20 protein-coding genes are annotated in these 25,548 nt (G+C 60.2%); 14 read left to right on the top strand and 6 right to left on the bottom strand.

Annotated elements, in window-relative coordinates:
• Positions 1–17 precede the first annotated feature (17 nt).
• The 9 genes from JNK74_16840 (at position 18) to JNK74_16880 (ending at position 7,892) form a co-directional block, all read left to right on the top strand.
• Entirely contained in the window at positions 18–848 is an 831-nt protein-coding gene (locus tag JNK74_16840) for a universal stress protein (protein MBL7647851.1), read from the top strand.
• 20 nt (positions 849–868) lie between these two features.
• Positions 869–1,747, top strand: coding sequence for an HDOD domain-containing protein (locus tag JNK74_16845; GenBank protein ID MBL7647852.1), 879 nt, complete (start codon positions 869–871; stop codon positions 1,745–1,747).
• A 46-nt stretch (positions 1,748–1,793) separates the two neighbouring features.
• A complete protein-coding gene (locus JNK74_16850) occupies positions 1,794–2,042 on the top strand; it encodes a hypothetical protein (GenBank protein MBL7647853.1) in 249 nt (82 codons plus the stop codon).
• Positions 2,043–2,107: 65 nt separating this feature from the next.
• Complete coding sequence (locus tag JNK74_16855; protein MBL7647854.1) at positions 2,108–3,262, top strand: glycosyltransferase family 4 protein; 1,155 nt, start codon at positions 2,108–2,110, stop codon at positions 3,260–3,262.
• Entirely contained in the window at positions 3,243–4,343 is a 1,101-nt protein-coding gene (locus JNK74_16860) for a glycosyltransferase (GenBank protein MBL7647855.1), read from the top strand. Before JNK74_16855 ends, JNK74_16860 begins: the two co-directional genes overlap by 20 nt.
• Positions 4,340–5,143 (top strand): glycosyltransferase family 2 protein, encoded by an 804-nt coding sequence (locus tag JNK74_16865; protein ID MBL7647856.1) that lies wholly within the window; start codon positions 4,340–4,342, stop codon positions 5,141–5,143. Before JNK74_16860 ends, JNK74_16865 begins: the two co-directional genes overlap by 4 nt.
• A 78-nt stretch (positions 5,144–5,221) precedes the next feature.
• Positions 5,222–7,120, top strand: coding sequence for an ABC-F family ATP-binding cassette domain-containing protein (locus JNK74_16870; GenBank protein ID MBL7647857.1), 1,899 nt, complete (start codon positions 5,222–5,224; stop codon positions 7,118–7,120).
• 117 nt (positions 7,121–7,237) lie between these two features.
• Entirely contained in the window at positions 7,238–7,594 is a 357-nt protein-coding gene (locus JNK74_16875; protein MBL7647858.1) for a hypothetical protein, read from the top strand.
• A gap of 76 nt (positions 7,595–7,670) precedes the next feature.
• Entirely contained in the window at positions 7,671–7,892 is a 222-nt protein-coding gene (locus JNK74_16880) for a hypothetical protein (GenBank protein MBL7647859.1), read from the top strand.
• A gap of 127 nt (positions 7,893–8,019) precedes the next feature.
• Here JNK74_16880 and JNK74_16885 read toward each other — a convergent pair whose 3' ends face one another.
• From JNK74_16885 to gatC, 5 genes are all read right to left on the bottom strand, one after another.
• Positions 8,020–8,862, bottom strand: a complete 843-nt coding sequence (locus JNK74_16885) for a serine/threonine protein kinase (protein MBL7647860.1) — start codon at positions 8,860–8,862, stop codon at positions 8,020–8,022.
• A 27-nt stretch (positions 8,863–8,889) separates the two neighbouring features.
• Positions 8,890–9,282, bottom strand: a complete 393-nt coding sequence (gene rsfS / locus JNK74_16890; protein MBL7647861.1) for a ribosome silencing factor — start codon at positions 9,280–9,282, stop codon at positions 8,890–8,892.
• Between the two features lie 12 nt (positions 9,283–9,294).
• Positions 9,295–10,722: an Asp-tRNA(Asn)/Glu-tRNA(Gln) amidotransferase subunit GatB gene (gene gatB, locus JNK74_16895; GenBank protein ID MBL7647862.1), complete on the bottom strand. Its 1,428-nt coding sequence runs from the start codon at positions 10,720–10,722 to the stop codon at positions 9,295–9,297.
• An 80-nt stretch (positions 10,723–10,802) separates the two neighbouring features.
• Positions 10,803–12,269 (bottom strand): Asp-tRNA(Asn)/Glu-tRNA(Gln) amidotransferase subunit GatA, encoded by a 1,467-nt coding sequence (gene gatA, locus JNK74_16900; protein ID MBL7647863.1) that lies wholly within the window; start codon positions 12,267–12,269, stop codon positions 10,803–10,805.
• On the bottom strand, positions 12,266–12,574 hold the full coding sequence (gene gatC / locus JNK74_16905) for an Asp-tRNA(Asn)/Glu-tRNA(Gln) amidotransferase subunit GatC (GenBank protein ID MBL7647864.1): 309 nt from the start codon (positions 12,572–12,574) through the stop codon (positions 12,266–12,268). The genes gatA and gatC overlap by 4 nt, the downstream gene beginning before the upstream one ends.
• A gap of 318 nt (positions 12,575–12,892) precedes the next feature.
• On the opposite strand from gatC, the gene JNK74_16910 reads away from it, so the two are divergent.
• On the top strand, positions 12,893–13,936 hold the full coding sequence (locus JNK74_16910; protein ID MBL7647865.1) for a DUF1016 family protein: 1,044 nt from the start codon (positions 12,893–12,895) through the stop codon (positions 13,934–13,936).
• A gap of 278 nt (positions 13,937–14,214) precedes the next feature.
• Here the strand turns inward: JNK74_16910 and JNK74_16915 are convergent, their stop codons facing one another.
• On the bottom strand, positions 14,215–17,217 hold the full coding sequence (locus JNK74_16915) for a family 10 glycosylhydrolase (protein ID MBL7647866.1): 3,003 nt from the start codon (positions 17,215–17,217) through the stop codon (positions 14,215–14,217).
• Positions 17,218–17,759: 542 nt separating this feature from the next.
• Between JNK74_16915 and JNK74_16920 the strand changes: the two genes are divergently transcribed.
• From JNK74_16920 to JNK74_16935, 4 genes are read left to right on the top strand one after another with little or no spacing between them, the layout of a single operon-like run.
• Positions 17,760–21,989, top strand: a complete 4,230-nt coding sequence (locus JNK74_16920) for a response regulator (GenBank protein MBL7647867.1) — start codon at positions 17,760–17,762, stop codon at positions 21,987–21,989.
• The gene (locus JNK74_16925) at positions 21,986–22,852 is read left to right on the top strand and encodes a protein-glutamate O-methyltransferase CheR (protein ID MBL7647868.1); all 867 of its coding nucleotides are present in this window, start codon (positions 21,986–21,988) and stop codon (positions 22,850–22,852) included. The genes JNK74_16920 and JNK74_16925 overlap by 4 nt, the downstream gene beginning before the upstream one ends.
• A complete protein-coding gene (locus tag JNK74_16930) occupies positions 22,845–23,468 on the top strand; it encodes a chemotaxis protein CheB (protein MBL7647869.1) in 624 nt (207 codons plus the stop codon). The genes JNK74_16925 and JNK74_16930 overlap by 8 nt, the downstream gene beginning before the upstream one ends.
• A complete protein-coding gene (locus tag JNK74_16935; GenBank protein MBL7647870.1) occupies positions 23,440–25,479 on the top strand; it encodes a response regulator in 2,040 nt (679 codons plus the stop codon). Before JNK74_16930 ends, JNK74_16935 begins: the two co-directional genes overlap by 29 nt.
• Positions 25,480–25,548 lie beyond the last annotated feature (69 nt).

Genomic DNA, 25,548 nt, shown 5'->3' on the forward strand with positions numbered 1-25,548 from the left:
CCCGGATGGAGACACACATGATCAAGCGAATCCTGGTACCAACGGACGGCAGTGAGTTGGCGCAGACGGGGGCGGCCTATGCGATTTCCCTTGCCCAGTCCTTCAAGGCGCACATTCAGGGTATTTATGTGATTGACGTGAAGCTTCTGGAGGGACCCTTCCTCCAGGACTTATCTGCATCGCTGGGCACGGCCCCCTATGTCAACTATCAGGGCAACATTTCCATGCTTCTTGAGGAGCGGGGGAAAAGCGCCCTGAAGGCGTTGTCCGAGGCCTGTGAGGCGGCGGGCGTGCCTTGCGAGACGACCCAGGCATCCGGTGTGGTGCCCCGGGTTATCGTCGAGCACAGCGGTCTGGCGGATCTTATCGTGATGGGGCGAGGCGGTGAGCACAACGAATGGCTGGACGGACTGGTGGGTTCCACGGCGGAAGCGGTCATCCGCCGCTCCGAGTTGCCCGTTCTGATTACGGGGACACCGGATCCGGGCCACGAGCGCGTGCTGATGGCCTATGACGGAAGCAGCCATTCCCAGAACGCCCTCCGCACGGCGGTGGCCTTTGCGGAGATGTGGAACACGTCCCTGAACATTCTTATCGTGGGTGATGGTTCCAATCCGGCGGCCGCCGCGGAGGTGGCGGGATACCTGGAGGCACACGGTGTCAGTGGCCAGGTCATCGAGTCGACGGGTGATTCCGGTGAGCAGATCGTGGCCCATGCGAAGTCCACGAATGCGGACCTTATCGTGATGGGGGCCTACGGCCATTCAAAAGTTCGTGAACTCGTGGTGGGTAGCACGACAACTTATGTCATTAATCATGCGGCGTGTCCGGTGCTTCTGGCGCGCTAACCTTTTCTGGAGTACCCTTTATGTCGGAGGAGAAGCAAAGCGCACCGGAGCAGGTGATTGGGGTGGTGGGGGACCTTCCCGCCCTGCCGGCCGTGGTTGCCGAGGTGCTGCGCATCACCGAGGATCCATCCACGTCCACTGCGGACGTCAGCGATATCATACAAAGTGATCCCGCGATGACGGCGAAAGTGCTTCGGGTCAGCAATTCCTCCTATTACGGCATGAAGCAGTACGTGGGGACGCTCAAGCTCGCTCTGGTGATCCTCGGGGTTCGCGAGGTGCGCAACATCGTCCTGGGTATATCGGTGTTCGAGACACTGAACGAGCAGGGCGGCGACATGAAGATCGCTCAGGAGATCTGGAATCGTTCCCTGAAGACCGCCGGTCTTTGCAAGAAGCTGGCGGGCACGCTGGCTCTGGGGCTCCAGGGCGAAGAGTTTATCGCGGGGCTCCTGTCGGATATCGGTGTGATGGGCATGCTTCGCAAAGACGGCAAGGGCGCCTACCGCTCGATCTACGAAACGCTCGGCCACGATCCCCGTATCCTGTGCAAGGCCGAGAAAATGCAGTATGGTTTCACCCACGCGGCGGTAAGCCGGGCGATGGCCATGCAGTGGAGTCTGCCCCAGACCCTCTCGGATGCCCTGGGCCACCAGTATCGGGCCGAGGGGGAGAGCCTGCGCACGGCCAAGGATCCGAAACTGGCCGCCGTTATCCGCATTGGCAAGGCGATCGGCCACACCGGGGACAACGAAACCCGGATCGATCTGGCCCTGGAAGAGCTGGAGGCGTGGAATATTCTCTCGGATGCCCGCAAGCCCATTGCGGACGACGCCCGCGGCCCCCTGCTCCTCGAATTTCTGGACGAAATGCAGTCCGTCGCCGCCCTTCCGCTCTAACCAGCCCCCTATTGTCCGCAGTTGTTTCGATGAGGTCCGTTTCCGGATGGCAAGCAAAGAAAAAGTAGAAATTAAGCGTTCCGACAAGTTTCAAGAGGTCGACGAAGAGTTGACGCGTGCGATGGCGGAGCTGGATTCCACGATCGAGCGGGTCAGCCTCATCTTTCAACCGGAATCGGACCTCGCGGCGACAGGCGGGGAAGACCTGAAGTCCGGGGATGGTCAGCCCGCGGAACGGGAGGCCCTGGAAGCCGAGGCGCCGGAAGAGCAGTCGGCTTCGTCCGAGGAACAGTAGCGCCCTCCTGGCCTTCCGGCCGGGAACGGGATGGCCAGGCGCGTGCCCGGGGCCGAGGAAACGGAATGTCAACAGGCCCTTTGCATATCTTGCTGACCGACCCCCACAGCGATGGCGGCGGGCAGGTGCGCTACGTGCAGAGTCTCGCGGGCGAACTCCGGCGCATGGGGCACCGCGTCACGATCGGTTGCCGCCCGGGGAGTGTGCTGGTCCAGGTGGCGCGTGATACGGACAGCGACGTTCTCGATTGTTTCCACTACGCCCGGGGAATGCGCCCGGCCCGCTGGATGCGGGATATCCGCGCCATGGGACGTTTCGTGCGCGATGCGCGCCCCGACCTTGTACACGTGAACGGCTCCCAGGATCACTGGGTCGCCGCGCTGGCCTGGACACTTTCCGGCCGCGACTTTCCAATCTTGAGAACGCGCCACAACACCTACTCGGTGAAGCGCGGCGCAATAAACCGATGGCTGAACTCCCACTGCACGCGGCACCAGATTGCCGTATGCGAGATGGTGCGCCAGTCGCTGGCCGCCCACCCGGCTTTTGAAGCGTCGCGCCTGACCGCGATTCACAATGGCGTGGACACGGCGCGTTACGCCCCGGATCCCGTCATGCGGGCCACGGTGCGGGTGGAGTTCGGCTACGGCGATGACGACATCGTATTCGGCATCGCCGCCCGACTGGTGGAGGCGAAGGGACACACCTACCTTTTTGAGGCCGTTGCGCGGATTGCCTCGGAAGTACCCGCCCTGCGCGTGCTGGTTCTCGGCCAGGGCGCGCTGGAATCGAAGCTGAAAGACCAGGTGCGGCGTCTCGGGCTGACGTCCAGGGTCCACTTTGGGGGGTTTCGAACGGACATGGAGCGCTGCGTGCACGCCTTTGACGTTGGGGTGCTGCCGTCTATCGACTGCGACACCTCGTCGTTCAGTTTAAAGGAGCAGATGTCCGCCGGAATTCCGGTCATCACCTCCGATTACGGCGGTCTTCCCGAGATCGTGAGCGATGGGCGGGAGGGCCTGGTAGTGCCCAACGGCGCGATCGCACCCCTGGCCCGGGCGCTGTCCGAAATGGCGCTCCATCCCGAGCTCCGGCGCCGGATGGGTGAGGCCGGGCGCGCGCGCGTACTGGGCGAGTTTTCCCTGCAGGCTTTTGCCGGGCGGACCGTGGACGTTTACCGAAACCTACTGGAAACAGCCGATGAACATACTTCATCTTGACGATCAACTGGGATGGCGTGGTGGCGAGCAGCAGGCAAGCTGGCTGGTCCAGGGGCTGGTGGCCAAAGGCCACAAGGTCTGGATTTCTGGCAAGGCCGACGGCGAGTTCCTGAAGTCAACCCACGGTGGCGCGCCCCTGATCCGGCTGCCGCTGCCTTTCTGGGCGGAGGTGGACCTCTATACGTGCTGGCGACTCGCCCAAGTGGTCTATCAGGAGGAAATCGATATCATTCACGCCCACACCAGCCACACCCACACCATCGCCTGCATTACGAAGGCCATGGCCCGGCGGGGATCGGCCGTCGTTTCGCGCAGGGTAAGTTTCCCTCCAAAGACTGACCGATTCAATCAGTGGAAGTATCGCGCGCCCGATGCGCTCCTCGCCGTCTCCGAAAAAGTGGCGGATGTATTGCGGGAGAGTAATCTTCCCCAGGAGAAAATCATTCGCGTGTACAGTGCCATCGATCTTGCCCGGCTCGATGTGCCGCCCGCAACAAGGGAAAGCCTGGGGCTGGACGAAAAGGCGACCTTCATGCTCTCCGCCGGCGCGCTCGTGGATCACAAGGATCACGCCACGCTCCTGAGCGCCATGCCCGCGGTCGTTGCGGCGGTACCGAAGGCGCGCCTCCTGATCGCGGGCGAGGGAGAGCTTCGCGGGGCCTTGGAACAGCAGATTGCGGCGCTCGACCTCGGCGCACACGTCACCTTGCTCGGCCATCGTACGGATGTCCCCGCGCTGGTGAACGCGGCGGATCTCTACGTGTCCTCCAGTTGGTCCGAGGGCCTGGGAACTTCGGTACTTGAGGCCCTCGCCTGCAAGACCCCCGTGGTCGCGGCGGAAGCGGGCGGTATACCGGAAATGATACTGCCGGGGAAAACCGGGCGTCTGGTGCCGAACCGGAATCCGGAGGCGCTGGCGGACGCGATCATTGATGCCCTGAAACACCCGAAGGAAAGCGCACGGATGGCAGGCGCGGGGAAGAAGCTGGTGGAGCAATCCTTTACCGCATCGCGAATGGTGGAGAGCACGCTGGAAGTCTATTTGAAGCTGATTGCAAAGGCGCGGGAGTATACGCCATGAACGGGGCTCCCACAGTGCCGCGCGCGCATGCCCTTACGGTCTTGATTCTGGTTCCCAATGCGCAGGACAGGCTCGAACGTTGCCTTGAGAGTGTGACCTGGGCCGATGATATTTTCTGTGTGGTCGATTCCAAGACAAACGACGGATCCGAGGCCATCGCCCGTCGCTACACGGACCACGTGGTGACCCACACCTACGAGAACGCTGCGGCCCAGCGCAATTGGGCCCTTCCACAAATCGGGACGGAGTGGACTCTCGTGCTGGATGCGGATGAATGGATTTCCAATGAACTTGCCGCCGAAATCCGTCGGATTATCGCGGCCCCCGGCGGCCTCAATGGCTACCAGATAAAGCGGCTGTCCTATTTCTTCGGGAAGCTGATTCTCCACTGCGGCTGGCATCGCGACTACAACCTCCGTCTCTTCCGCACGGCCCAGGGCCGCTACCTCGACAAGAAGGTCCATTCCCGGGTGGTGGTGGAAGGCGCCGAAGGCCGTATCGACGCGATCATGTATCACGACACCTACCGAAACTTTGACGAGTATTTTCGAACCTTCCAGCGGTTTACAAGTTGGGGGGCCGAAGATGCCTACGCCCGCGGCAAGCGGGCCGGTCTGCTTGACCTGACCGTGCGCCCCTTTCTGCGTTTTGTTAAAATGTACATCCTCCGACAGGGCTTCCGGGACGGATACCATGGCGCGGTGCTGTGCGGCCTCGCGGCCTGCTCGGTATTCACCAAGTACGCCAAGCTCTGGCACCTCGCCCAAATGGATTCACAGGACGGCGGCCAGGACCGGTAGGCCAGTCCGTACCCGGAGTGCTCTCGAGCAGAGCCGCCCAATTCAACATTCGCCACGACAAGTCAGGTAGTAGCATTAATGAGTTTAGTACGCCTTGAAAACATAACCAAGACCTATGCCGGCCGCGAAGTGCTGGACAGTATCGACTTCCGCGTAGAGGAGGGCGAGCACGTGGGCCTGATCGGCCGGAATGGCACCGGCAAGTCCACCATATTTCGTCTCATTACCGGGGACATCGAGCCGGACAAGGGTATCGTGGACCGGATGAAGCGCATGCGCGTGTCCTGCCTGTCCCAGCTCCACAAAGTGGACGAAAGCATGACCATTTACGACATCGTGCTGGAATCCTTCGAAGAAATCCTGGCCCTGGAGGTGGAGTTGGGCGTGCTCGAAGAGCGCATGTCGACGGGCGACGAGGACGCTCTTCACGAATACAGTGAGAAGCAGGAAAGCTTTTCGATCCGGGGCGGCTATGATTTCCGGGTGCGAATCAAGCAGGTCCTTCAGGGACTGGGCTTCGCCGAGACCGAGTTCTCCATGCCGTTCATGAATCTCAGCGGCGGACAGCGCACACGCTTGATGCTGGCCCTGGTGCTGCTGGAAGAGGGCGATTTACTCCTGCTGGACGAGCCGGAGAACCACCTGGACCTGGAGGCGCGTGAATGGCTTGAAAGCTATCTCAAGTCGTGTCCAAAATCCGTGGTGATCATTTCCCACGACCGTCAGATGCTCAATAACGTGGTCGACCGGGTGGTGGAGTTGGAGCGGGGCGAAATCAGGAGCTATCCCGGAAACTACGACGAGTACCTTGCGCGAAAATCGCTCCACCGGGAGCAGCAGCAGGCCGAATTCGAGCGCCAGCAGGAGTTCATTCGCAAGGAACAGGCCTGGATTGATCGATTCCGCTACAAGAACACCAAAGCCAAGCAGGTGCAGAGCCGGATCAAGCGTCTGGAAAAGCTGGACGTGGTCGATGCGCCCCTCGCCGAGGCCAATTCGGTCAAGTTCAAGATGGGGGAGGTGGCCCGCTCGGGCGAGCTGGTGCTTGAGGCTAAAGATCTTTCCATGGGCTACGGCGGCCTGACGCTGTACAAGAAGGTCAGCTTCACCTGTTGTCGCGGCGAACGTATCGGTATCGTTGGTCCCAACGGCACCGGCAAGACCACCCTGCTGCGCCAGCTTGCCGGCCAGCATCCGGGACTTTCCGGTGAAGTCACGCTGGGCCACAAGGTGATTCGAGGATTCTACGAACAGAATCACGAGTCGCTGAACCCTTCCTTCGACATTCTGACGGAAGTCCACTCCGCCAAAGTGGAATGGACTCCGGAACAGATTCGCAGCTACATGGGCCGCTTTCTCTTTACCGGCGATGATGTGTTCAAGAGCATCGACAGCCTCAGCGGCGGGGAGTTGAGCCGGGTCGCCATGGCGAAACTCTTGCTGGGCGGGGCCAACCTGCTGCTGCTGGACGAACCGACAAACCACCTGGACATTGTCTCCCGGGAGGCGCTTGAAAAATCGCTTGCGACCTATGAAGGGGCGATTATCGTCGTGAGTCACGACCGTACCCTGATCGACAAGCTGGTGGAGAAACTGATCGTCATCGAAAATGGTGTTGCCTCGGTGCACCTGGGCAACTACAGCGACTATCGCTACAAGAACCGGGATGTCCCGGAGAAGAAGGCCGAGGCAACGGAAGAGGTGCTCAAGATCCGCCGGGGCGAGAACCGGAAGGAGAAGAAGACCGACGACAAGGAGCGGCGTAAGATCAAGCAGAAGATGGAGAAGCTTGAGCAGGACATTGAATCCATCGAGGGGCTTGTGGCGGAGATTGAGCTGCGATTCACCAAAGTGGATCCGACCGACTATGGCGCCCAGCAGGCTCTGAAGGAAGAGTACGAGGCGCTCAAGGCGGATCTAGGGGAAATGTATCAGTCCTGGGAGTCCCTCGCGTCGGGTGAGTCGGAGGTAATGTGAAAAGTGCGTTTCGGGATGCGATGAGCGCCAATGGCTCCGCCGGGGGAAGTCTGACCTGTGCCGTCGGCGTCCCGACGGCTTAAGCCGTTGCGCGATAACAGGAAGGGGTACTCGGTAATGTCCTTCGGATTCGCGGGTACTGTAGCTGAGAAATCGCGAGACCGTGAAAAAATAATTGACAATAAAAGGTTTACATGCTATTACAATGTCTGTAAAATAACGCAGGGCATGTCGGAATTCATGCTGTCGGAAGTTCAAAGCGCACAGGGCGTTGGCCGACGGCAGATTGACGTGACGGGCCAGCTACCATTTTGTGGAACGGGGATGATTCTGGGAGTGCTATCCTTTCGGGTTGCGCTCAAGTCGAATCCGAAAGTTGTAGAACAGGAGAACATCACGAATGAAACACCACCGATTGGTGAGCAAAACGCCGCAAATTTCCCAGACCAGCGGCAACTTTCAGGCCAAGGTTGACTTCAAAGTTAGTTTCTCGGCCCAGATTGTAGAATTCGTTTTTAACAAGACCTCCTAACACCAGGGAATTTGCGCAATGAAATTGAACGGACATCTTCGCTTTGTGAGCAAAGCCCCTACGGCGGCCCAGTCGAACTTCGCAATCAAGTTGCAGGGAACGCTGGACATCATCGACACGCTGCTGCTGGCCCAGCGCCAGGCACAGTGGAAGGCCTTTTTTCCCGAAGGTGGTGCAACGGGTGAATCCGGCGGTACGGATACGGGCACAGATACCGGTGGTACGGGCGGCGAACTTTAATGTTCCAGACCTGCAATTCGGCGGTGCCGGGTTGTTGATACTCCTATAAAAAAGGCCCGCCTGAAACGTAGTGCGTTTCAGGCGGGCGTTCTATTGTGTGTACAGGAAAAGTCCGGCGGTGGATCGGTCAGATGCGGCTGCGGCCCATTTCGGCAATCGCGATACGCAATTCATCGCAGTCGCCGAAGCGATCCGCGGGCTTCTTGGCCATGAGCTTCAGGATAACGTCGCCCAGGGCGTGGGGGCACTTGGGGTTGACCAGCGAGGGGTGATCGGGCTGGACACTCAGGTGGCATTGGTAGAGTCGTTGAAGATTGTCAACCTGGAAGGGGAGGCGCTCGGCGAAGAGTAGATACATCGTCACCCCGAGGGAGTACTGATCACTCTGGGGGGAAGCGCCCTCGCCCCGAATGATCTCGGGCGGCACATACATCGGCGTGATCTGCTCGCCCGCCCCTTTGTCGATGAGGTCGAGGAGTAGGCTGTTTCCGTAGAGGGAGAAGTCGGCCAGCTTCACCATGCCCGTGCGGGTGAACAGGATGTTGGCGGGCTTGATGTCGTGGTGTATGATTTTCTGCTCGTGAAGGTACTGCAGGCCGGAGCAAATCTGGGAGATGATCCCGATGCGCTCCTTGACGTTCCACGGGCGATTGATGAGGTACCACTTCAGATCGGGGCCGTCCACGTACTCCATAATCATGCACTTGCCGTCTTCGCCGTCCAGGAAGTCATAAATCTTGACCACGTTGGCGTGGCTGTACTTCTTGAAGCGCTTGACGCTCTTGACGATATCCCGCAGGTGGAGCATGTTCCGGAAGAAGTTTTCACGGAACAGCTTGATCGCGACGACTTCGCCCTTCTTGGTGTCGATGCCACGATATACCCGACCGGTGCCACCCTGGCCGAGAATTCGATCGAGCTTGTAGTGGTAGAGCTTCGGCCTGTCCGGAGTAAATTGATCTTCGGCCATGTTGTATCCCTGTCGAAGTCCCGCCCCTCAGGGCTTCAGGTCAAGCTTGAACTCTGGCGCATCCGCCCAGAGGCCGTCGAGGTCATAGAATTCCCGCGCCTGTTCGCGGAAGATGTGGAAAAGGATATCACCAAAGTCGATGATGAGCCAACCGTCGTTGTAACCGCCCTCGGTGTAGATGGAGGGTTTGCCGATTTCACGCATTCCCTCTTTAACGGCGCTGAAGACGGCCTTCACCTGGGGCTCGCTCGTGGCCGTGCAGATCACCAGCGCGTCCGTCGTCACTGTAAGCCCGTTCACATTGTAGACTTTCAGATCTTTGGCCTTCTTTTCCAGCGCGAGATCGGCCAGTTTGTAAAGATTGGCCTCAAAACGTTCTTCTTCGGATATTTCCTGTTTCTTCGGGACTAGCGTTGCCAACGGGCATGCCTCCTATTTCGCAAGTTGCTTGCGCAGTATGTCGTTTACCATTTGTGGATTGGCCTTGCCTTGGGTTGCCTTCATGATCTGCCCGACAAGGAAGCCAAGCACCTTGTCTTTACCCGCCCGAAATTCTTCCACCTGGGCGGGGTTCCGGGCCAGCACCTCCGCCACCGCGGCCTCCAGCGCGCTGCTGTCGCTGATCTGAACGAGACCTTTTTCTTCCACGACCGCTCCCGGGGTTTTCCCCGTGCGGTACATCTCCACCAGCACCTCCTTGGCTATCTTACCACTGATTGTACCATCTTCAATCAAGTTTATCATGGCGGCCAGGGCGTCGGGCGTTACTTTGATGGCCTCGATTTCGCCCTTCTCCTCCACAATCAGCGCCTGGAGATCGCCCATGATCCAGTTGGCGGCCTTCTTCGGGTCCGCCGCCTTCGCCACGGCCTCGTAATAGTCCGCCATCGCCCTCGACGTAGTCAGCACGCCCGCGTCGTAGGCGGACAGGCCGTACACGTTGACCATGCGGTGCCGACGTACGGCCGGCAGCTCCGGGAGGGACTCGCGAATCCGCTGCTCCCACGTTTCGTCAACCGCGATGGGTACGAGATCGGGTTCGGGAAAATAGCGGTAATCGTGGGCAGATTCCTTTGCGCGCTGGGAAAAGGTGACGCCCCGTTCCTCGTCCCAGCCCCGCGTTTCCTGAACGATCTTGCCACCTTCTTTCAGCACCTGAATCTGGCGGGCGATTTCGTACTGGATCGCCTTGTGCGCGCCGCTGAAGGAGCCCAGATTCTTCACCTCCGTCTTCGTGCCCAGGGTGGTGCTGCCTTTCGGACGCACGCTGATGTTCGGCTCGGCCCGCAGCGCGCCTTCCTCCATGTTGCAATCGCTCACATCGAGGTACTGAAGGATCTGCTTCAGCTCGGTGAGGTAGGCGTAAGCCTCGTCCGCGCTGTGAATGTCCGGATCGGTCACGATTTCAAGCAGCGGCACACCGCAGCGATTGAAATCCACGCCGCTCTGCCCGCCGCCCAGCGCGTGCGTATTGCGCGCCGTATCTTCCTCGATATGGGCGCGGGTAATGCCGATGCGCTTAGTCTCGCCATTGACTTCGATATCCAGATGGCCGCCGTGGTTCACGGGCAGATCGTACTGGCTGATCTGATAGTTCTTCGACTGGTCGGGATAGAAATAGTTCTTCCGGTCCATCTTTGACCAGCGGGAAATTTTGCAGTCCAGCGCCAGACCCACGGCCACGGATTTGTCCACCATGGCGCGGTTCATTACGGGCATGGCGCCGGGCATACCCAGACACACCGGACACACGTTCGTGTTCGCGGGCGCGTGGAAGTTCGTGCTGCAGCCGCAGAATAGCTTTGACTTGCAGTTCAACTGCACGTGCACTTCCAGGCCGATTACCGCTTCGTATTCCATCTATGAGCTCCTGGTCCGCGCACACGGCGCGGCACCTGAAATCTGTTTCATTCGATCAGTCTGATCAGTCCGATTCTTCCCTACCCGATCGCCGCCTTGCCCAGATTCAGGCCCGAGTGCTGCTCGTAGCAATACGCCGTGCGCAGCAGGGTCGCCTCATCGAAGGCCTTGCCGATCAACTGAACGCCCACCGGCAGGCCGGAGGCGCTCAGGCCGCAAGGCATGGAGAGGGCCGGCACGCCCGCGAGGTTTGTGGAAATCGTGAAGATGTCGTTCAAGTACATCTCCAGCGGGTCCTTCGACTTCTCGCCGCGCTTGAAGGCGGGCGTGGGGGCGGTAGGTGTGAGTATCACGTCGCATTGCTTGAAGGCTTCGTCGAAGTCCTGGGTGATCAGGCGACGCACCTTCTGTGCCTTCAGATAGTAGGCATCGTAGTAGCCGCTGGAGAGCACATAGGTGCCCAGCATGATCCGCCGTTGCACTTCAGGCCCGAAACCCTCGCTCTTGGTTTTCACGTACATCTCGGTCACGTTGTTGGCAGCGGGGTGACGGAAGCCGTAGCGCACGCCGTCGAAGCGGGCCAGGTTTGCACTCGCCTCGGCCGGGGCCACGATGTAGTAGACCGTCACGGCATATTCGGAGTGGGGGAGGGACACCTCCACAATCTCCGCGCCCTGGGCCTTCAACACCGCCGCACTCGCCTCCACCAGCGAACGCACCTCGCTGCCAAGGGCGTCGATGAAGAATTCCTTTGGAAGCCCGATGCGCAGGTCTTTCACGCCGCCCTTCAGGCCAGCCACGAAATCTTCTGCCGGCAGATCGGCGCTCGTGGCGTCATGGGGATCTTTGCCGCAGATTACGTTCATCGCCAGGGCCGTATCGGTCACATCTTTCGTGAGGGGGCCAATCTGATCCAGAGACGAGGCAAAAGCCACCAGGCCGTAGCGCGAGACGCGGCCATAGGTCGGCTTCAGGCCCACGCAGCCGCAAAAAGCAGCAGGTTGGCGAATCGAGCCGCCCGTGTCGCTGCCAAAGGACATGGCGCAGGTGTCGGAGGCCACCGAGGCGGCCGAACCGCCGCTGGAGCCGCCCGGTACGCAGTCCAGGTTCCAGGGGTTCGAGGTCTTCTGGATCGCGCTGTTCTCCGTGGAGGAGCCCATGGCGAATTCGTCCATGTTCACCTTGCCCAGGAGCACGGCATCCGCCGCCAGCAATTTTTCCGTCACCGTGGCGTTGTAGGGGCTGCGAAAGCCCTGCAGAATGCGCGAGGAGCAGGTGGTAAAACCCTCCGTCGTGCAAATAAGCTCTTTCAACGACACCGGCACGCCAGCCATGGCGCCCACGGGTTCCCCCGCCGCGATCTTTGCGTCGATGGCGGCCGCCTGGGCCAGCGCGTGGTCGTGCCACACCTGGGTGTAGGCGCCCACCTGGCCATCCACCGCTTCGATGCGGCTCAGATAGGACCGGGTAACTTCCACGGCGCTGACAGCGCCGGAGGCCACGGCCTCGCGAATCTCGAAGGCCGTCTTCTCATACCACTTCGTCATGCGCCACCGCCTTCCACATCCAGAATCTTCGGGACGATAAAATACTCATCGTCATGCACCGGCGCGCCGCGCAGGGCCAGCTCGCGGGGCAGCGAAGGCGCCACCACGTCGTCGCGAAACACATTCGTCATGGGCATCGCGTGCATCATCGGCTCCACGCCATCCGTGTTCAACGAATTCAGCGTGTCCATATACGTCAGAATATCGCTCATCTCCTGGGCCATCCGCGCTTTCGCGGCGTCATCCAGGTCGAGCTGGGCCAAACCGGCCACATACTCCACATCCTGTAAAGATATCTTGCTCATTCAGTGCTTTCCGGGGTAAATGAGGGCATTGCGGGCCTGTAGACTATCACAACAGGCCGTTTTGATTCCATTTTGAGCTAAAATTGGGACGGGCGCGCGCTCGAGAATCCGACCATACGAGGCCCCAGTCACGTCATAACGTGGCCCAGGGGTGGAGGGCGCCAACCGCAGGGCGCGTGGCGGTCCCCACGAGTTTCGCATTGATACTTCATCAAACAATGCGCATTCCGCTCAACGAAATGCTAAACTTTCTCAGAGCGACCCGCAACCACGTTGAAAACGTTTTCTGATCGCGCGACAAGGCAGCGGAGGGCCAACATGAGCGAATTAACGTCCACTGACTACCCCGGCTTTCTCATGGAAGTCAAAAATCGTATCCGACGTGCCCGATACCAGGCGCTGCGGGCAGTCAACAAGGAGCTTCTTGAACTCTATTGGGACATTGGGGAGTCCATCTATCAGCGTCAAGAGTCGCTTGGATGGGGTAAGGCTGTGGTCGAGAACCTGGCACGCGACCTCCAGGCGGAGTTTCCGGGCCGAAATGGGTTTTCAGCGCAGAATCTTTGGTTTATGCGCCAGTTTTACGTTGAATACATCGGAGACTCAAAACTCCAACCATTGGTTAGAGATTTAAGTTGGACCAAAAATGTCGTCATCATGACCCGATGCAAGGATGCCCTGGAACGTGAATTCTACCTACGCGCCACCGCCCGATTCGGTTGGACAAAGGCCGTCCTCCAGCACCAGATTGACAATAAGAGTTACGAAAAATACCTGCTTAATCAAACCAATTTTGATGATGCCCTGCCGGAGGATATGAGGGCACAGGCCTCCCTGGCCGTGAAGGATCACTACACCTTCGATTTTCTGGATCTGGCCGATGAACACTCCGAGCGCGAGCTCGAACGCGCTCTGGTCAACAATCTGCGCCGGTTCCTATCGGAGATGGGCGGCACCTTCACTTTCGTGGGTAATCAGCACCGAATCGAAGTGGGAGGAAAGGAATACTTCATCGATCTGCTCCTCTTTCACCGGCGGTTGCGGTGTCTCGTTGCACTTGAACTCAAAATTGGCAGCTTCGAGCCCGAGCACAAGGGGAAAATGGAATTTTATCTTGAGGCCCTGGATGCTCAGGAGCGTTTGGAGGGCGAGAACGCTCCGATCGGCATTATTATCTGCCGCGACAAGAACAAGACTGTTGTGGAGTACGCGCTGCGATCCGCAGGCAGACCCATCGGCGTTGCGACTTACACGGTGGTTCCCGAACTCCCTGAGGCTTTTCGTGCGGAGCTACCCAGCCCCGAAGCGATTGCCGAGCGCTTGCGCCTGTGGGCTGAAGGGCATGGGGCAGACAATGAGTAGAGCGAGCGCCTGCGTCGCGCCAGTTCAATTTCAAACTGCCACTGCGAGGTTCCCGAGTCCTGCCGTGCGCAAGTTACTACCTCATTGTCAGAGCGATTTGCGTTTCCGCCCATTTGGCCAACGGTGCTCCAGGGAGAAATACTTCTTCTAGGCAATCGGATACAAAGAACCCTGGGCAGAAAAATCTATCTCTTAAACGAAAAGCCTTTTCAATTCAGTGGCTATTCGTATGCGTATAAGCGCAATCAGTACCGTCATCGACGTTGAAGAGTGCGATGTTACGGGATAGATGCCTGTTCGGTCGTAGTCTCAATGTAGCGCACGATCAGCTCCAGACGGTCCAACTGCACTGAACCACCCTCGACGGCGCGAGAGGTGGCGAATCGCACCTCCACCTCATTGTCGCCAACCCGAAAATCCTGGACGGGCGGCGAAAGTTCAAACCAGGCGGGTGCCGGGGTTGCTCCCCGGGGGGCCTCCGGCGTCGCCGCCCCGAGATCTGCGCCGTTCAGGGTAACGTGGAGGCTATCGCCCTCGGCAGCCGCGCTCACGCGTATTCGGAGACACACCTGCGGCACCTTGCCCTCCGGGGCATTGGCGGCGAGGTCTTCTCCAATGGGCAGCATTGCGATCACGCTTTCATTTGGCACGAGCGCGATCGGAAGGCGGTCGGGCACCACGAGCGCCGCACGGTCGAAGCCCCAGAAGTCACGGGGCTCGATGGCATCGATGGCGTAAATCTTATTCAGTCCCTTCAGTGTGTCGGGCGAACCGAGGCGACTGAGCCGTTCGTCGGGCTCGGTGGGGAAGAGATTGAAGGTGTAGATGCCGTCAACGCCCGAATTCCAGGCGTTCATGGCCGCCGCCCACCAGGCCTCGTTCGTGTGGTAGGTGTGGGCGGGCTGAAGGCCCGAACCGCAGATATTGGCAAGTGCGGGGACTTCGTGGCGACGGGCCAGGGCCACCATCGTGCGCAACTGGGGCGCCATGGCCATGGGGCCAAGATCACCGCCCAGTATCAGCAGGTCGACCAGATCTTCCTCCAGCCAGGTCTCCACGTCGAGGCCGATGGCCAGGCAGCGTTCCACGCTCAGGGGAATACGGCAGGCCACGAGAAGCGGACGTTGCCGCTGCGCGCCCACCGCATCGGCCTGGGCGCGCACCTTGCGCATGAAGTCGTTCATCATGGCGACATGCTCCGGGGTCGCGGGCAGGTCTTCGTTCGTTTCGCGAAAGAAGCGAGGATGGCGGAACCAGTCCATCTCGATGCCGTCGATATCGTAGCGCGTGAAGACGTCGTCGAAGATGTTGAGGAGATGTTCGCGCACTTCGGGAACGGCGAAATCGAGCGCGGCCCACCATTTTCGCGGGTCGGTCATCTCGTACTTGTCATAGTCCTCGGGCACACCGAAGAGATACTCCGGGTGTTCCCGTTTCCATCGCGAGCGCGACCATGGGGCGAAGCTGTCTTCAATGTTGTTCATTCGGCAGGACCAGAAGGTCGCCATACCGTTTTCATGACCAAACTTGACGGCCAGTGCGAGGGGGTCGGTGCCCTGCTTTTCCAGAGCGTGGAGTCCGGCGCTCAGATCCTTCACGTACTGTTCATCGCTGTCCGTGACGAACTCTCCGAGGGCCTCGCCGACTTTCGGAATGTGCCCCCAGAAGAGACCGCCACCGCCGGTGCAGTAGGAGATGGTGTCCACCTGCGTGTTCGCGACCTGCTTCAGCCGGAGCGCCAGAAACTCGTCGGGCGTGGTGAATGGTCGGGTGTCGCAGCCATCGTCGTTATACATGATTCTGCGTTTGCGCCAGGCGGCGGCCTTTCGCGCCGCCTTCATGTCCGCCGCGGTATTCGGGCGCACTTCGTAGGAATAGAGGGAGGCGTTCTGCAGGATGAAGCGGAGCTGGATGCGTTCGTGATTCTGGGGGAGTATCGGGCTCGACTTCCAGCGCAGCGTTTCGCTGGTGCTGTCACCCGTTAGTGGCATGGAATCGTCGCGGCCATAGCCCTCGATCACGGCTCCCTGGTCATCCAGCACTTCCACGCGCAGGCTGCCGCCCCGGGCGGCGTAGTTGACCGCCAATTGGCCGCCCGTGTTCTTCACGGGCGCGGTGGTGACGCTGCCTTCCTCTGCGCCGGCGTCCAGCGAGGCGAAGCCATCCTTGCGCATCGTCGCAAGACCGATGGCGGCTTTGGCGTTATCGTCCTTGTGCGTACCGTCGAATCCGCCGTAGTACAGTTTGATGGTGTCGCCCTCAACCAGCGGATGGTTCGTGGTGAAGAGCATGCCGTCGTCCCAGGAGCCCTCGGGGCCCAGCGGCAGGATCGGCGTGCGCGGCGCTTCCTGCCGGATCCAGTTCTTGCCATCCCGACTACTCACCAGCTCCACAAAGATGGGGCCGTCGTCCCCCTTCGCGGTGATTCGAAAAACCCAGAGAAATCCAATATACATGGATTCATAGGGAAAGGCGCAGAGGCCATAGAAATCGGTATGCTCCACAGGGCCCGAAGCCCACCGGTCATCAAACTCGTCCGGCTCCAACACCAGCGTTTGTGCGGGCCACGATTCAAACACCTTTGTCTCCGCAAAGCCCACACAGCGCCGCCGAAAGCCCCGGACCTCCGCGAACTTCTTCGGATAGCCAAGGTAACGTTCGGCAAGCGCGTCCCAGGTGAAATTGCCGACATCTCCGACGGGATCCACCAGCACCGGGTTCTGCGGCGCATCGGTCCAGTGAATCCCATCGGGCGAGGTTGCCCCATAGTATCCACTCACGACGTTCACCGGCGGTGTGCGGCCATAGTCCCAGTTCAAGAGTTTGTAGCGCCGCTCCGGCGCGCTCTCCCACGGGGTGTAGATGACTTGCGGGTTGTGGTCCTCCTTCGTCCTTCGGAAAAGGATGTTGTTTTCCTTGCCGCCGTCGTATTCGACCAGGCCCAGGCTGGGTTTGGCCCACCGAAGACCGTCGTCGCTTTCGGCGTAGAGGTTGTGATATTCGCCGCCGGCCCAACTGTGGTACCACATGCGATAGCCCGGACCGTCCTCCGCGGGCAGCACCGTACCGTACACGTAAACGGTGCCGCCTTCCCAGGGCTTCTCCGGCGCCAGCACGGGATTGGCGGGCGACTTCTCGAAGGCATGATAGACCCTGGAGACATTGGACTTCGCCGCGATTCCGCCATCGTCAACAAAAAGCTGCCAGGGCCCGCTCAAGTCGGCCGGGGAGGTGGTGGATCCGGCGGCGGCCAGGAGAATCAAGGGGATCAACTTGAGCACGTATTCTTACTCCTCGTGGTACTGGTGGTCCGTCTACGCTTCGGTCACGCGATTGCCCGAGTATGTTCTCGTGTGTGCGTTGGTGAAACACCAAGCGAACTCGTCGCGGTCTAATTGCAAATTCGCGGATGCGGCGTGACCTCGGGACCGCCATTCTGACACATTTGAGAGCCTGAAAGTAGCGCTGGAATAATTTGGAGTTTTGGTGTAGCATAGTAGTGGGGGAGAGTTGTAAGCAGTCGCGGACTCCTGATCGCTGGCGTCTTAGCGCGACTGACGGATGGGATACCAGCCATGAATTCCCACGGCGACCGAAGGGGGGACGTCACCTTGGCCAGGTTGGTGCGTTGCACGGGCAACGTGCCTGCGCTCCCACGCTTTCCCATCGCCGATCAGAATTTAGCCCTCTCCTCTTCCCTGCGCAGATCTGCTCGTTTGTTTGCCGAAGTACCCATAGTTTGGGGGCCAGGCGGGGGTGATCCCGGTACTGCTAAAGATCTCTTCGCCTGGTCCAGTGCCGGGGAACATTCTCCGAGGCCGACATGTTGAAAAACGCTCGTCTCGCTACCCGTATCGGCCTTGGCTTTCTCTCTATCGTGGCGATTTCCGCCCTGCTCGGCATCTTCTGCGTAACCAGCATGAGTCGGGTGGAGTCGGTTGCCAGCGATCTTGCAGGGGAGCATATTCCGGCGGTCAGCATCGCGAGCGATATTGAGCGCTGGTCCTATCTGACCATGTATGCGACGCGGGGGTACGTGTTTGCGGGCGATGGGAGCCTGAAGGGAACGGCGGAGGAGAACCTGGCCAAAGTCATGGCGAGTATCGACGCCGGGCTGGCCCACGCCAGCGCCCACGACAACCGCGCGCTTGCGGATCGCATCCAGGTGGCCCGGGATCAGGCCACCGTGTACGCAAATCGGTTTCACGAGACTGTCCAGGAAATCGAGACCATGGCGGGCGATCGGAAAGACTTCGAGGCCTCCATGAACCGCTTTCTCCAGGCGTGCGAAGGGCTCCTGGCGCTCCAGTATGACGGCTCTGAATCGGGGAAGGAAGGAGACGCCGCGGGGGGAAGCGAAAAGGCCGCACCCGTCCCCGACATCGGGGCCGATCACGTGGAGAAGGTGCGAATTGCGGAAAGCCTGCTCGCGGTGGGGAATGAGATCCGCCTGGACGCGTGGCGCGCCATCGCCCTGAACGACCCCGCGATTATGCGGGCCACGCAGGCGAACTACAAAGAGGCCGACACCCTGCTGCAAGCGCTCAGCCCCCGGGGCACCGGGACCGACGAGCGCGATCTCATCGAAGAATGCCGCGCCGCGCGGGAAGACTGTGGTATGACGATGGACAGTTTCCTAATGCGCTGGCAATCCCGCCTGGAGAAGGACGAGGAGCGGGCGGTTGCCGCCCAGGGCGTGCTCGATACCGCCCGGGACGCCGCGAAATTGAACATGGAAACCATGGACCGTTACGCCAACTCGGCGGCGGAGCAACTCTCACAGACCTCGAAGACCCTCGCGCTGGGGCTTTTCGTTGGCGCCGTAGTCGCGTTGCTGCTGGCCGGCGCGATAACGTCCGGAATCACGGGGCCGCTGGAACAACTCACACGCGCGGCGGGCCTGGCCGCTGAGGGGGACTTGCGCGAAGTCCCGGAGATTCACACGGGGGGTGAGCTCGGTGCGCTTTCGGCCACCTTTCGTCGCATGAACCTGTTTTTCAGGGAGATGGGAGAAAAGGGGGACGCCCTCGCGCGCGGGGACTATACGATTGAGATTCGACCGCGTAGCGAGAACGACGCCCTTGGAAAATCCTTCGCCGAAGTAACACGTACGCTTCGCGCCGTGGCCGAGGTTTCCCAGGGGGGGGCTTCGGGCGACTATTCAGCGCAGGTTGAGGTAAAAGGAGAGCGGGACGAACTCGGCAGGGCCATCAACGAAATGATCAGGCGTCTGAGAGCCGTTGCCGAAGAAAGCAAATCCCGCGAGTGGTTTAAGACGGGCGTCGCCGAGCTTGCGGAGCACATGCGCGGCGAGCACTCGGTAAAATCACTGGCCGAAGCCGTGGTCACGTTTTTGTCCGACCATCTGGACGCCCCGATGGCCACGCTCTACGTCCCGGATCCCGCGCGGCAATCCCTCCACCTGAAGGCGAGCTGCGCGGCGGATTTGGATCGCGTACCGGTGACAATTAATATCGGTGACGGCGTCGCCGGGCAGGCGGCCGCGGGCCGACGCGCCAGAACCATCACCGATCTCCCGTCGGAGTATCCGTTCATCTCGTCCTCGCTGGGCGCGACGCCGCCCGGCAGCGTCCTGGCGTATCCAATCCTTCATTCCGGGGAGGTGACGGTCGTTCTGGAGCTTGCATTTATCGGGACGCCCGAAGACCGGGTCCTGGCATTTCTTCGCACGGTGGAGGAGGGTATCGCGATTGCGTTTGCCGCGGCTGTGAGCCGTCAGAGGATGCAGGAACTGCTGGAGGTGCTGCAGGCCCAGACCGAGGAACTTCAAGCCCAGACGGAGGAACTCGAAAGTCAGCAGTTGGCGTTGAAGACGAGCAATGAGGAGCTCGAACAGCAAAGCGAGGAACTCCGCTCATCGAATGAAGAGCTTGAAGAGAAGACCCAGGCCCTGGAGCGGCAAGCGGCCCAGCTTGAAGAGCGACGCCAGGAAGTGGAGCGAGGCAAGCATGAGATTGAGGAGAAGGCGAGCGAGCTTGAGCTTGCCAACCGCTATAAGTCGGAGTTCCTGGCGAATATGTCCCATGAACTCCGCACGCCGCTCAACAGCCTCCTTATCCTGGCCAAGATGCTCGCCGGAAACGATGAGGGTAACCTGAACGACGAGCAGGTGGCCTCCGCCCGCATTATCTATGAGGGGGGGCAGGATCTCCTCCTCCTGATTAACGAGATCCTGGATCTGTCGAAGGTCGAGGCCGGCATGATGGAGATACGCCCCGAACCCATCGGCCTGGAGGGCCTGCTTGCGCGCACCCAGAGTCTCTTCCAGCCCACCGCCTCCGAAAAGGGGCTCGACTTCTCCGTCACGCGACTTGGCGGGACTCCCGACTCACTCTTCACCGATGGGCAGCGGCTGGAGCAGATTCTGCGCAATCTCCTGTCCAACGCGTTCAAGTTTACCGCCGCGGGATCGGTACGCCTGGAGGTTCATAAGCCGGGGCGTGAGGCCGAACTCGCCTATGGCGGCCCCTGGCGGGATGGTGGAATCGCATTCTCGATTCACGACGCGGGCCCCGGAATCCCCGAAGACAAACGCGAGGCCATTTTTGAGGCGTTTCGCCAGGCGGATGGTTCAACGAGCCGCCACTACGGCGGAACGGGTCTGGGCCTGAGCATTTCCCGTGCGCTCGCCCATCTGCTTGGCGGGGAGATCGGGCTGGAAACCAGTGTCGGCCAGGGAAGCACGTTCACGCTCTATCTTCCCATCTCGGTGAACGTCCCACCCGGCGGCGGAACGCGTGGATACCCAGTGCCGCCGCCCGCCCCGATTCCGGCGGAGCCGGTCGTTTCGGCGCCAGGGGGCCAGGAGAGCGCGCCACAGCCCTTTGTGCCCGATGACCGGGAATTGATCGAGCCGGGTGATCGCACGGTGCTGATTATCGAGGATGACCGTACGTTTGCCGGGATTTTGCTGGAGCAGGCGCACAAGAAGGGTTTCAAATGCCTGACGGCCGGCGACGGAAGCGGGGGCATCAGGCTGGCCAATCAATTCAAGCCAAGCGCCATCATTCTGGACCTGGGATTGCCCGATATCGATGGTGGAACGGTGCTGGATAGCCTGAAATACAACCTCGCCACGCGACACATCCCCGTGCATGTGGTTTCAGCCAGGGATAAGTCCAGGGAGATGCTCAACAAAGGCGCGCTGGGGTACCTGAGCAAACCAGTGGACCTGATGGCCATCGACCAGGCCCTGGAACGGATCGAGGAGCTCCTCGTCAGTACCGCCAAGAGAATACTTGTGGTGGAGGATGACGGTCACAGCCGCAGCGCCATCGAGAAGCTTCTGGCCGCCGAAGGGGTGGAGATCATCGGATCCGGCACGGGTGCCGACGCCATTGAACGCGTGAATACCGGGAATTTCGACTGCATTATCCTCGATCTCGGTTTACCCGACATGTCCGGCTTCGACGTGCTCCGATCCCTGGCGTCCAATCCTGCCATTGCCCTTCCCCCCACGATTGTATACACGGGGAGGGAGCTGACCCGCGAAGAGGTTCGGGAACTCGGAAAGTACACGACCAATGTGGTCGTAAAGGGAGTAAACTCGCCGGAACGCCTACTCGACGAAACTTCCCTCTTTCTCCATACGGTCGCGTCCAAACTTCCGCGTGTCCAGCGCCAGATGCTTCGCATGCTCCACGATCCGGAGCACCTGCTGAAGGGGCGGAAGGTACTGCTGGTGGACGACGATCTCCGCAACAGTTTCGCCCTTTCCCGCGTATTGGAGAAGGCCAGTCTGAATGTATTTCTGGCGGAGAATGGCGAAGTCGCGCTTGACACCCTGGACCGCGAGCCGGACATCGAGTTGGTCCTGATGGACATTATGATGCCCGTGATGGACGGCTACGAGGCCATAGCCCGGATTCGCGCCCAGTCCCGCTTCAAGGAGTTGCCCATTGTGGCGCTGACGGCCAAGGCCATGCAGGATGACCGGGCGAAGTGCATCGAGGCCGGGGCCAACGATTATCTGGCCAAGCCGCTGGATACCGACAAACTCCTGTCCCTGATGAGGCTCCTGCTGTACAAATGAGAGACAAAGTACTCCGAGATTTGGAAGTCGAATTGCTGCTGGAGGGGATTCAGCGCCGCTACGGCCATGACTTCCGGCACTACGCGCGGGCCTCCCTGAACCGCCGCGTTGGTAATCTTGTCCTGAAGATGGGGCTGAAGCATGTGTCGGAGCTCATTCCGCTGGTGCTGCGCGACGAAAGGGTCTTCAACGACTTTCTTCGGGAAATGTCCGTCACCGTGACCGAGATGTTCCGGGATCCACAGTTCTATCGGGTGCTGAAGGACGAAGTGCTGCCCTATCTCGCGACCTACCCGCTCATTCGGATCTGGCACGCGGGCTGCGCCACGGGCGAAGAGGTCTATTCCGTCGCAATCGTGCTGAAGCAGGCGGGCCTGTACAATCGCGCGCAGATCTATGCGACGGACTTTAACAATGAGTCCCTCGACCATGCAAAGGCCGGCGTGTACGAACTGGATCGGCTGGCGAAATTCTCGGCCAACTATGAAGGTACCCTTCCGGTCGAGTCTCTGTCGGAATACTATGTCACCAACGATACCTCCGTGAAGATGCTGGACTCCCTGAAGCAACACATCACGTTCGCCAATCACAATCTGGTGACCGATGGCGTGTTTGGCGAAATGAATCTCATCATCTGCCGGAACGTCCTGATCTACTTTGATCGCGAGCTGCAGGACCGTGTCCTGCGCCTTTTCCTCGACAGCCTCGGGTATCGCGGGTTTCTATGCCTCGGTTCAAAGGAGTCGCTGGGGTTTTCGGGGGTTGGGGAGTATTTTGAACCGGTATCCAGGAGCGAGCGGGTCTTTCGACGTCTACGCCATGAGAGTCAGTTCGCGCTCGCGGGAGGCGCCCGCCATGATTGACGCCATAGCCATTGGCGTTTCCGCCGGGGGCGTGAATGCGCTCACCAATCTGCTGCCCGGCCTGCCCGCGGACTTTCGCTGTGCGGTGATGATCGTGCAACACCTCCCCGAGGACTCCATGGGAGCCCTCGTATCCATTCTCCACCAGACCTGCCGGATGCCACTGAAGGAGGCCGAGGTGGGCGAGCGGATACGGGGCGGCAGTGTTTACCTTGCCCCGCCCGGTTACCATCTCCTGGTCGAGAACAATCGCACCTTCAGCCTCTCCAATGACGGGCCGGTTAACCACGCCCGCCCGTCCATCGATGTATTGTTCGAAAGCGCGGCGGACGCCTATGAGGAACGGATCGCGGGAGTTATTCTAACCGGGGCAAACTCCGATGGCGCGGCCGGACTCGCCGCGATCAAGCGGGCGGGGGGCGTTACCATTGTACAGAACCCCGAAACGGCGGAGTCTCCGGCCATGCCCCGCGCGGCCCTGAGAGCAACGCAAGTGGACTTTCAGTTGAATCTTGTCGATATCGCACCCCTCCTCTGCACCCTGAGCCGCACCCGAATGGGTGACGTACCCGCCCAAGGAACCAGCCATGCCGCCCAATCCCGCTGCCCCGGTTGACGAACCGGTCAAGGTCCTGGTTGTGGATGATCGCCCCGAGAACATCTACGCCATGGAGCTTCTCCTCAAGTCCCTCGATGTCACCGTCGTCAGCGCCCAGTCGGGGCAGGATGCCCTGCGATTGCTGCTCCACCACGATTTTGCCGTGGTGCTGCTGGATGTGCAAATGCCGGAAATGGACGGATTCGAACTGGCCGCGCTGATGCGCAGCAATCGCAAGACCGCCACGGTCCCGATTATATTCCTCACGGCGCTCAGCAGGGAGGACAAACACATTTTCCGCGGTTATGAAAGTGGCGCCGTGGACTATATTCTCAAGCCGGTGGAGCCCGAAATAGTCCTGAGCAAGGTGCGGGTCTTTTGCCAGTTGTATGCCCAGCAACAGGAACTGGTCCGTGAGATCGAGCGGCGCAAGCAGACCGAAGAAGAAAACGTGGTTCTTATTGCCGAGATCCAGGACGCGCTCGCGGAGCGCCAGGCCTTTAACGAGGCCCTGAGCGAGGCCAAGAGCCGCCTCGCCGTGATCCTCGAATCGATGCAGGCGGCGGTCCTCGTTGTTGACGCCGAAACCCGAACCATTACCGACGTCAACCCCACGATGGCGAACATACTTCAGCAGCCGGCCGAGGAAATCATCGGGCGCGAGTGTTGTAGTTTTCTCTGTCGCGGCCGCGAGGCCAATTGCCCGGTTTGTGAACTCGCCCATATGCAGCATTCGACCGAAGGCGTCCTGCACGATGTCGGCGGCAAGGATATCGAGGTGCTGAAGACCGCCGTGCCGGTGGTGATGGGCGAGCGACTCCACTATGTGGCCAATTTCCTGGATATATCCGAACTGAAACGGCTCCAGCGCGAGATGCTTCAAGCGCAGAAGTTGGAGGGCCTCGGCGTGCTGGCCGGCGGCATTGCCCACGACTTCAACAACCTGCTCATGGGTATCCTGGGCTATGCGGAACTGGCCATGATGGAGGTCCAGGCGGATACGAAACTGAAGCGTAATGTGGAACGGATACAGACCTCGGCGCAGCGGGCCGCCGACCTCACCAAGCTCATGCTCGCCTATTCGGGCAGAGGCAGCTTCGAGGTGCTCCCCCTCGATCTCACTCACCTGGTCGAGGAAATGGCCTCCCTGCTGGAGGTCGCCGCCTCAAAGAACGTATCCCTCATCCGCCGATTTGCCCCGGAACTCCCGCCGGTGGAGGCCGACGCCACGCAACTGCGACAGGTGATCATGAACCTGATTACAAACGCGTCCGAGGCCATCGGCGATCGCAATGGCAACATCACTATCGCCACCGGACTGAAGAACTGTAACACGACCTATCTGGAGCTGGCCGATCCCAGCCCGTCGTTGCCTCCCGGCCTTTACATCTACCTTGACGTGTCTGATACCGGATGCGGCATGACACGGGAAACGCTCAAGCGGATCTTTGACCCATTCTTCACGACCAAGTTCACCGGACGCGGCCTCGGTCTATCCGCTATCCAGGGAATTGTCCGCGGACACGGGGGCGGGATCGTCGTGAAAAGCGAGCCGGGAATCGGTACGACATTTCGCATACTGCTCCCGCCGAGTGAGCGGCCGGTGAGCGTTCCCCAGGACCGTCGCGTCCGCATCGGCGACTGGCAGGGCAGCGGGACTATCCTCATCGTCGATGATGAAGAGAGCGTGCGGGAACTGACCAAGCTCATGTTAAAGCGCTTCGGATTCACCGTGCTTACCGCGGAGGACGGGGCCCGCGCCCTGGAAATATTTGAGAACAGGCCGTCCGAGATCGACTGCGTTCTTCTGGACATGACCATGCCCCGAATGAACGGCGTCGAGACCTTCAGGGCGATGCGGAAAATCCGCCACGACGTTTGCGTGCTCCTTACCAGCGGCTTCGCCGAAGAGGATGCCTCGGAGCGATTTCGCGAACCCGGTCTCTGCGGTTTTCTTCAAAAGCCCTATCGTCTTCGTGAATTGCGCGGCAAGATCGAGGAGATGATGCAGTCGCGCTCCCCTGAGTGATCCCCAGTTTTCGATTCTTTGCAATTGTTTGTGTAGCAGATAGTTAGCTGTTGACGTAGCGCCAAATTT

The organism is Candidatus Hydrogenedentota bacterium, from assembly GCA_016791475.1.
Classification (GTDB): Bacteria; Hydrogenedentota; Hydrogenedentia; order Hydrogenedentales; family JAEUWI01; genus JAEUWI01.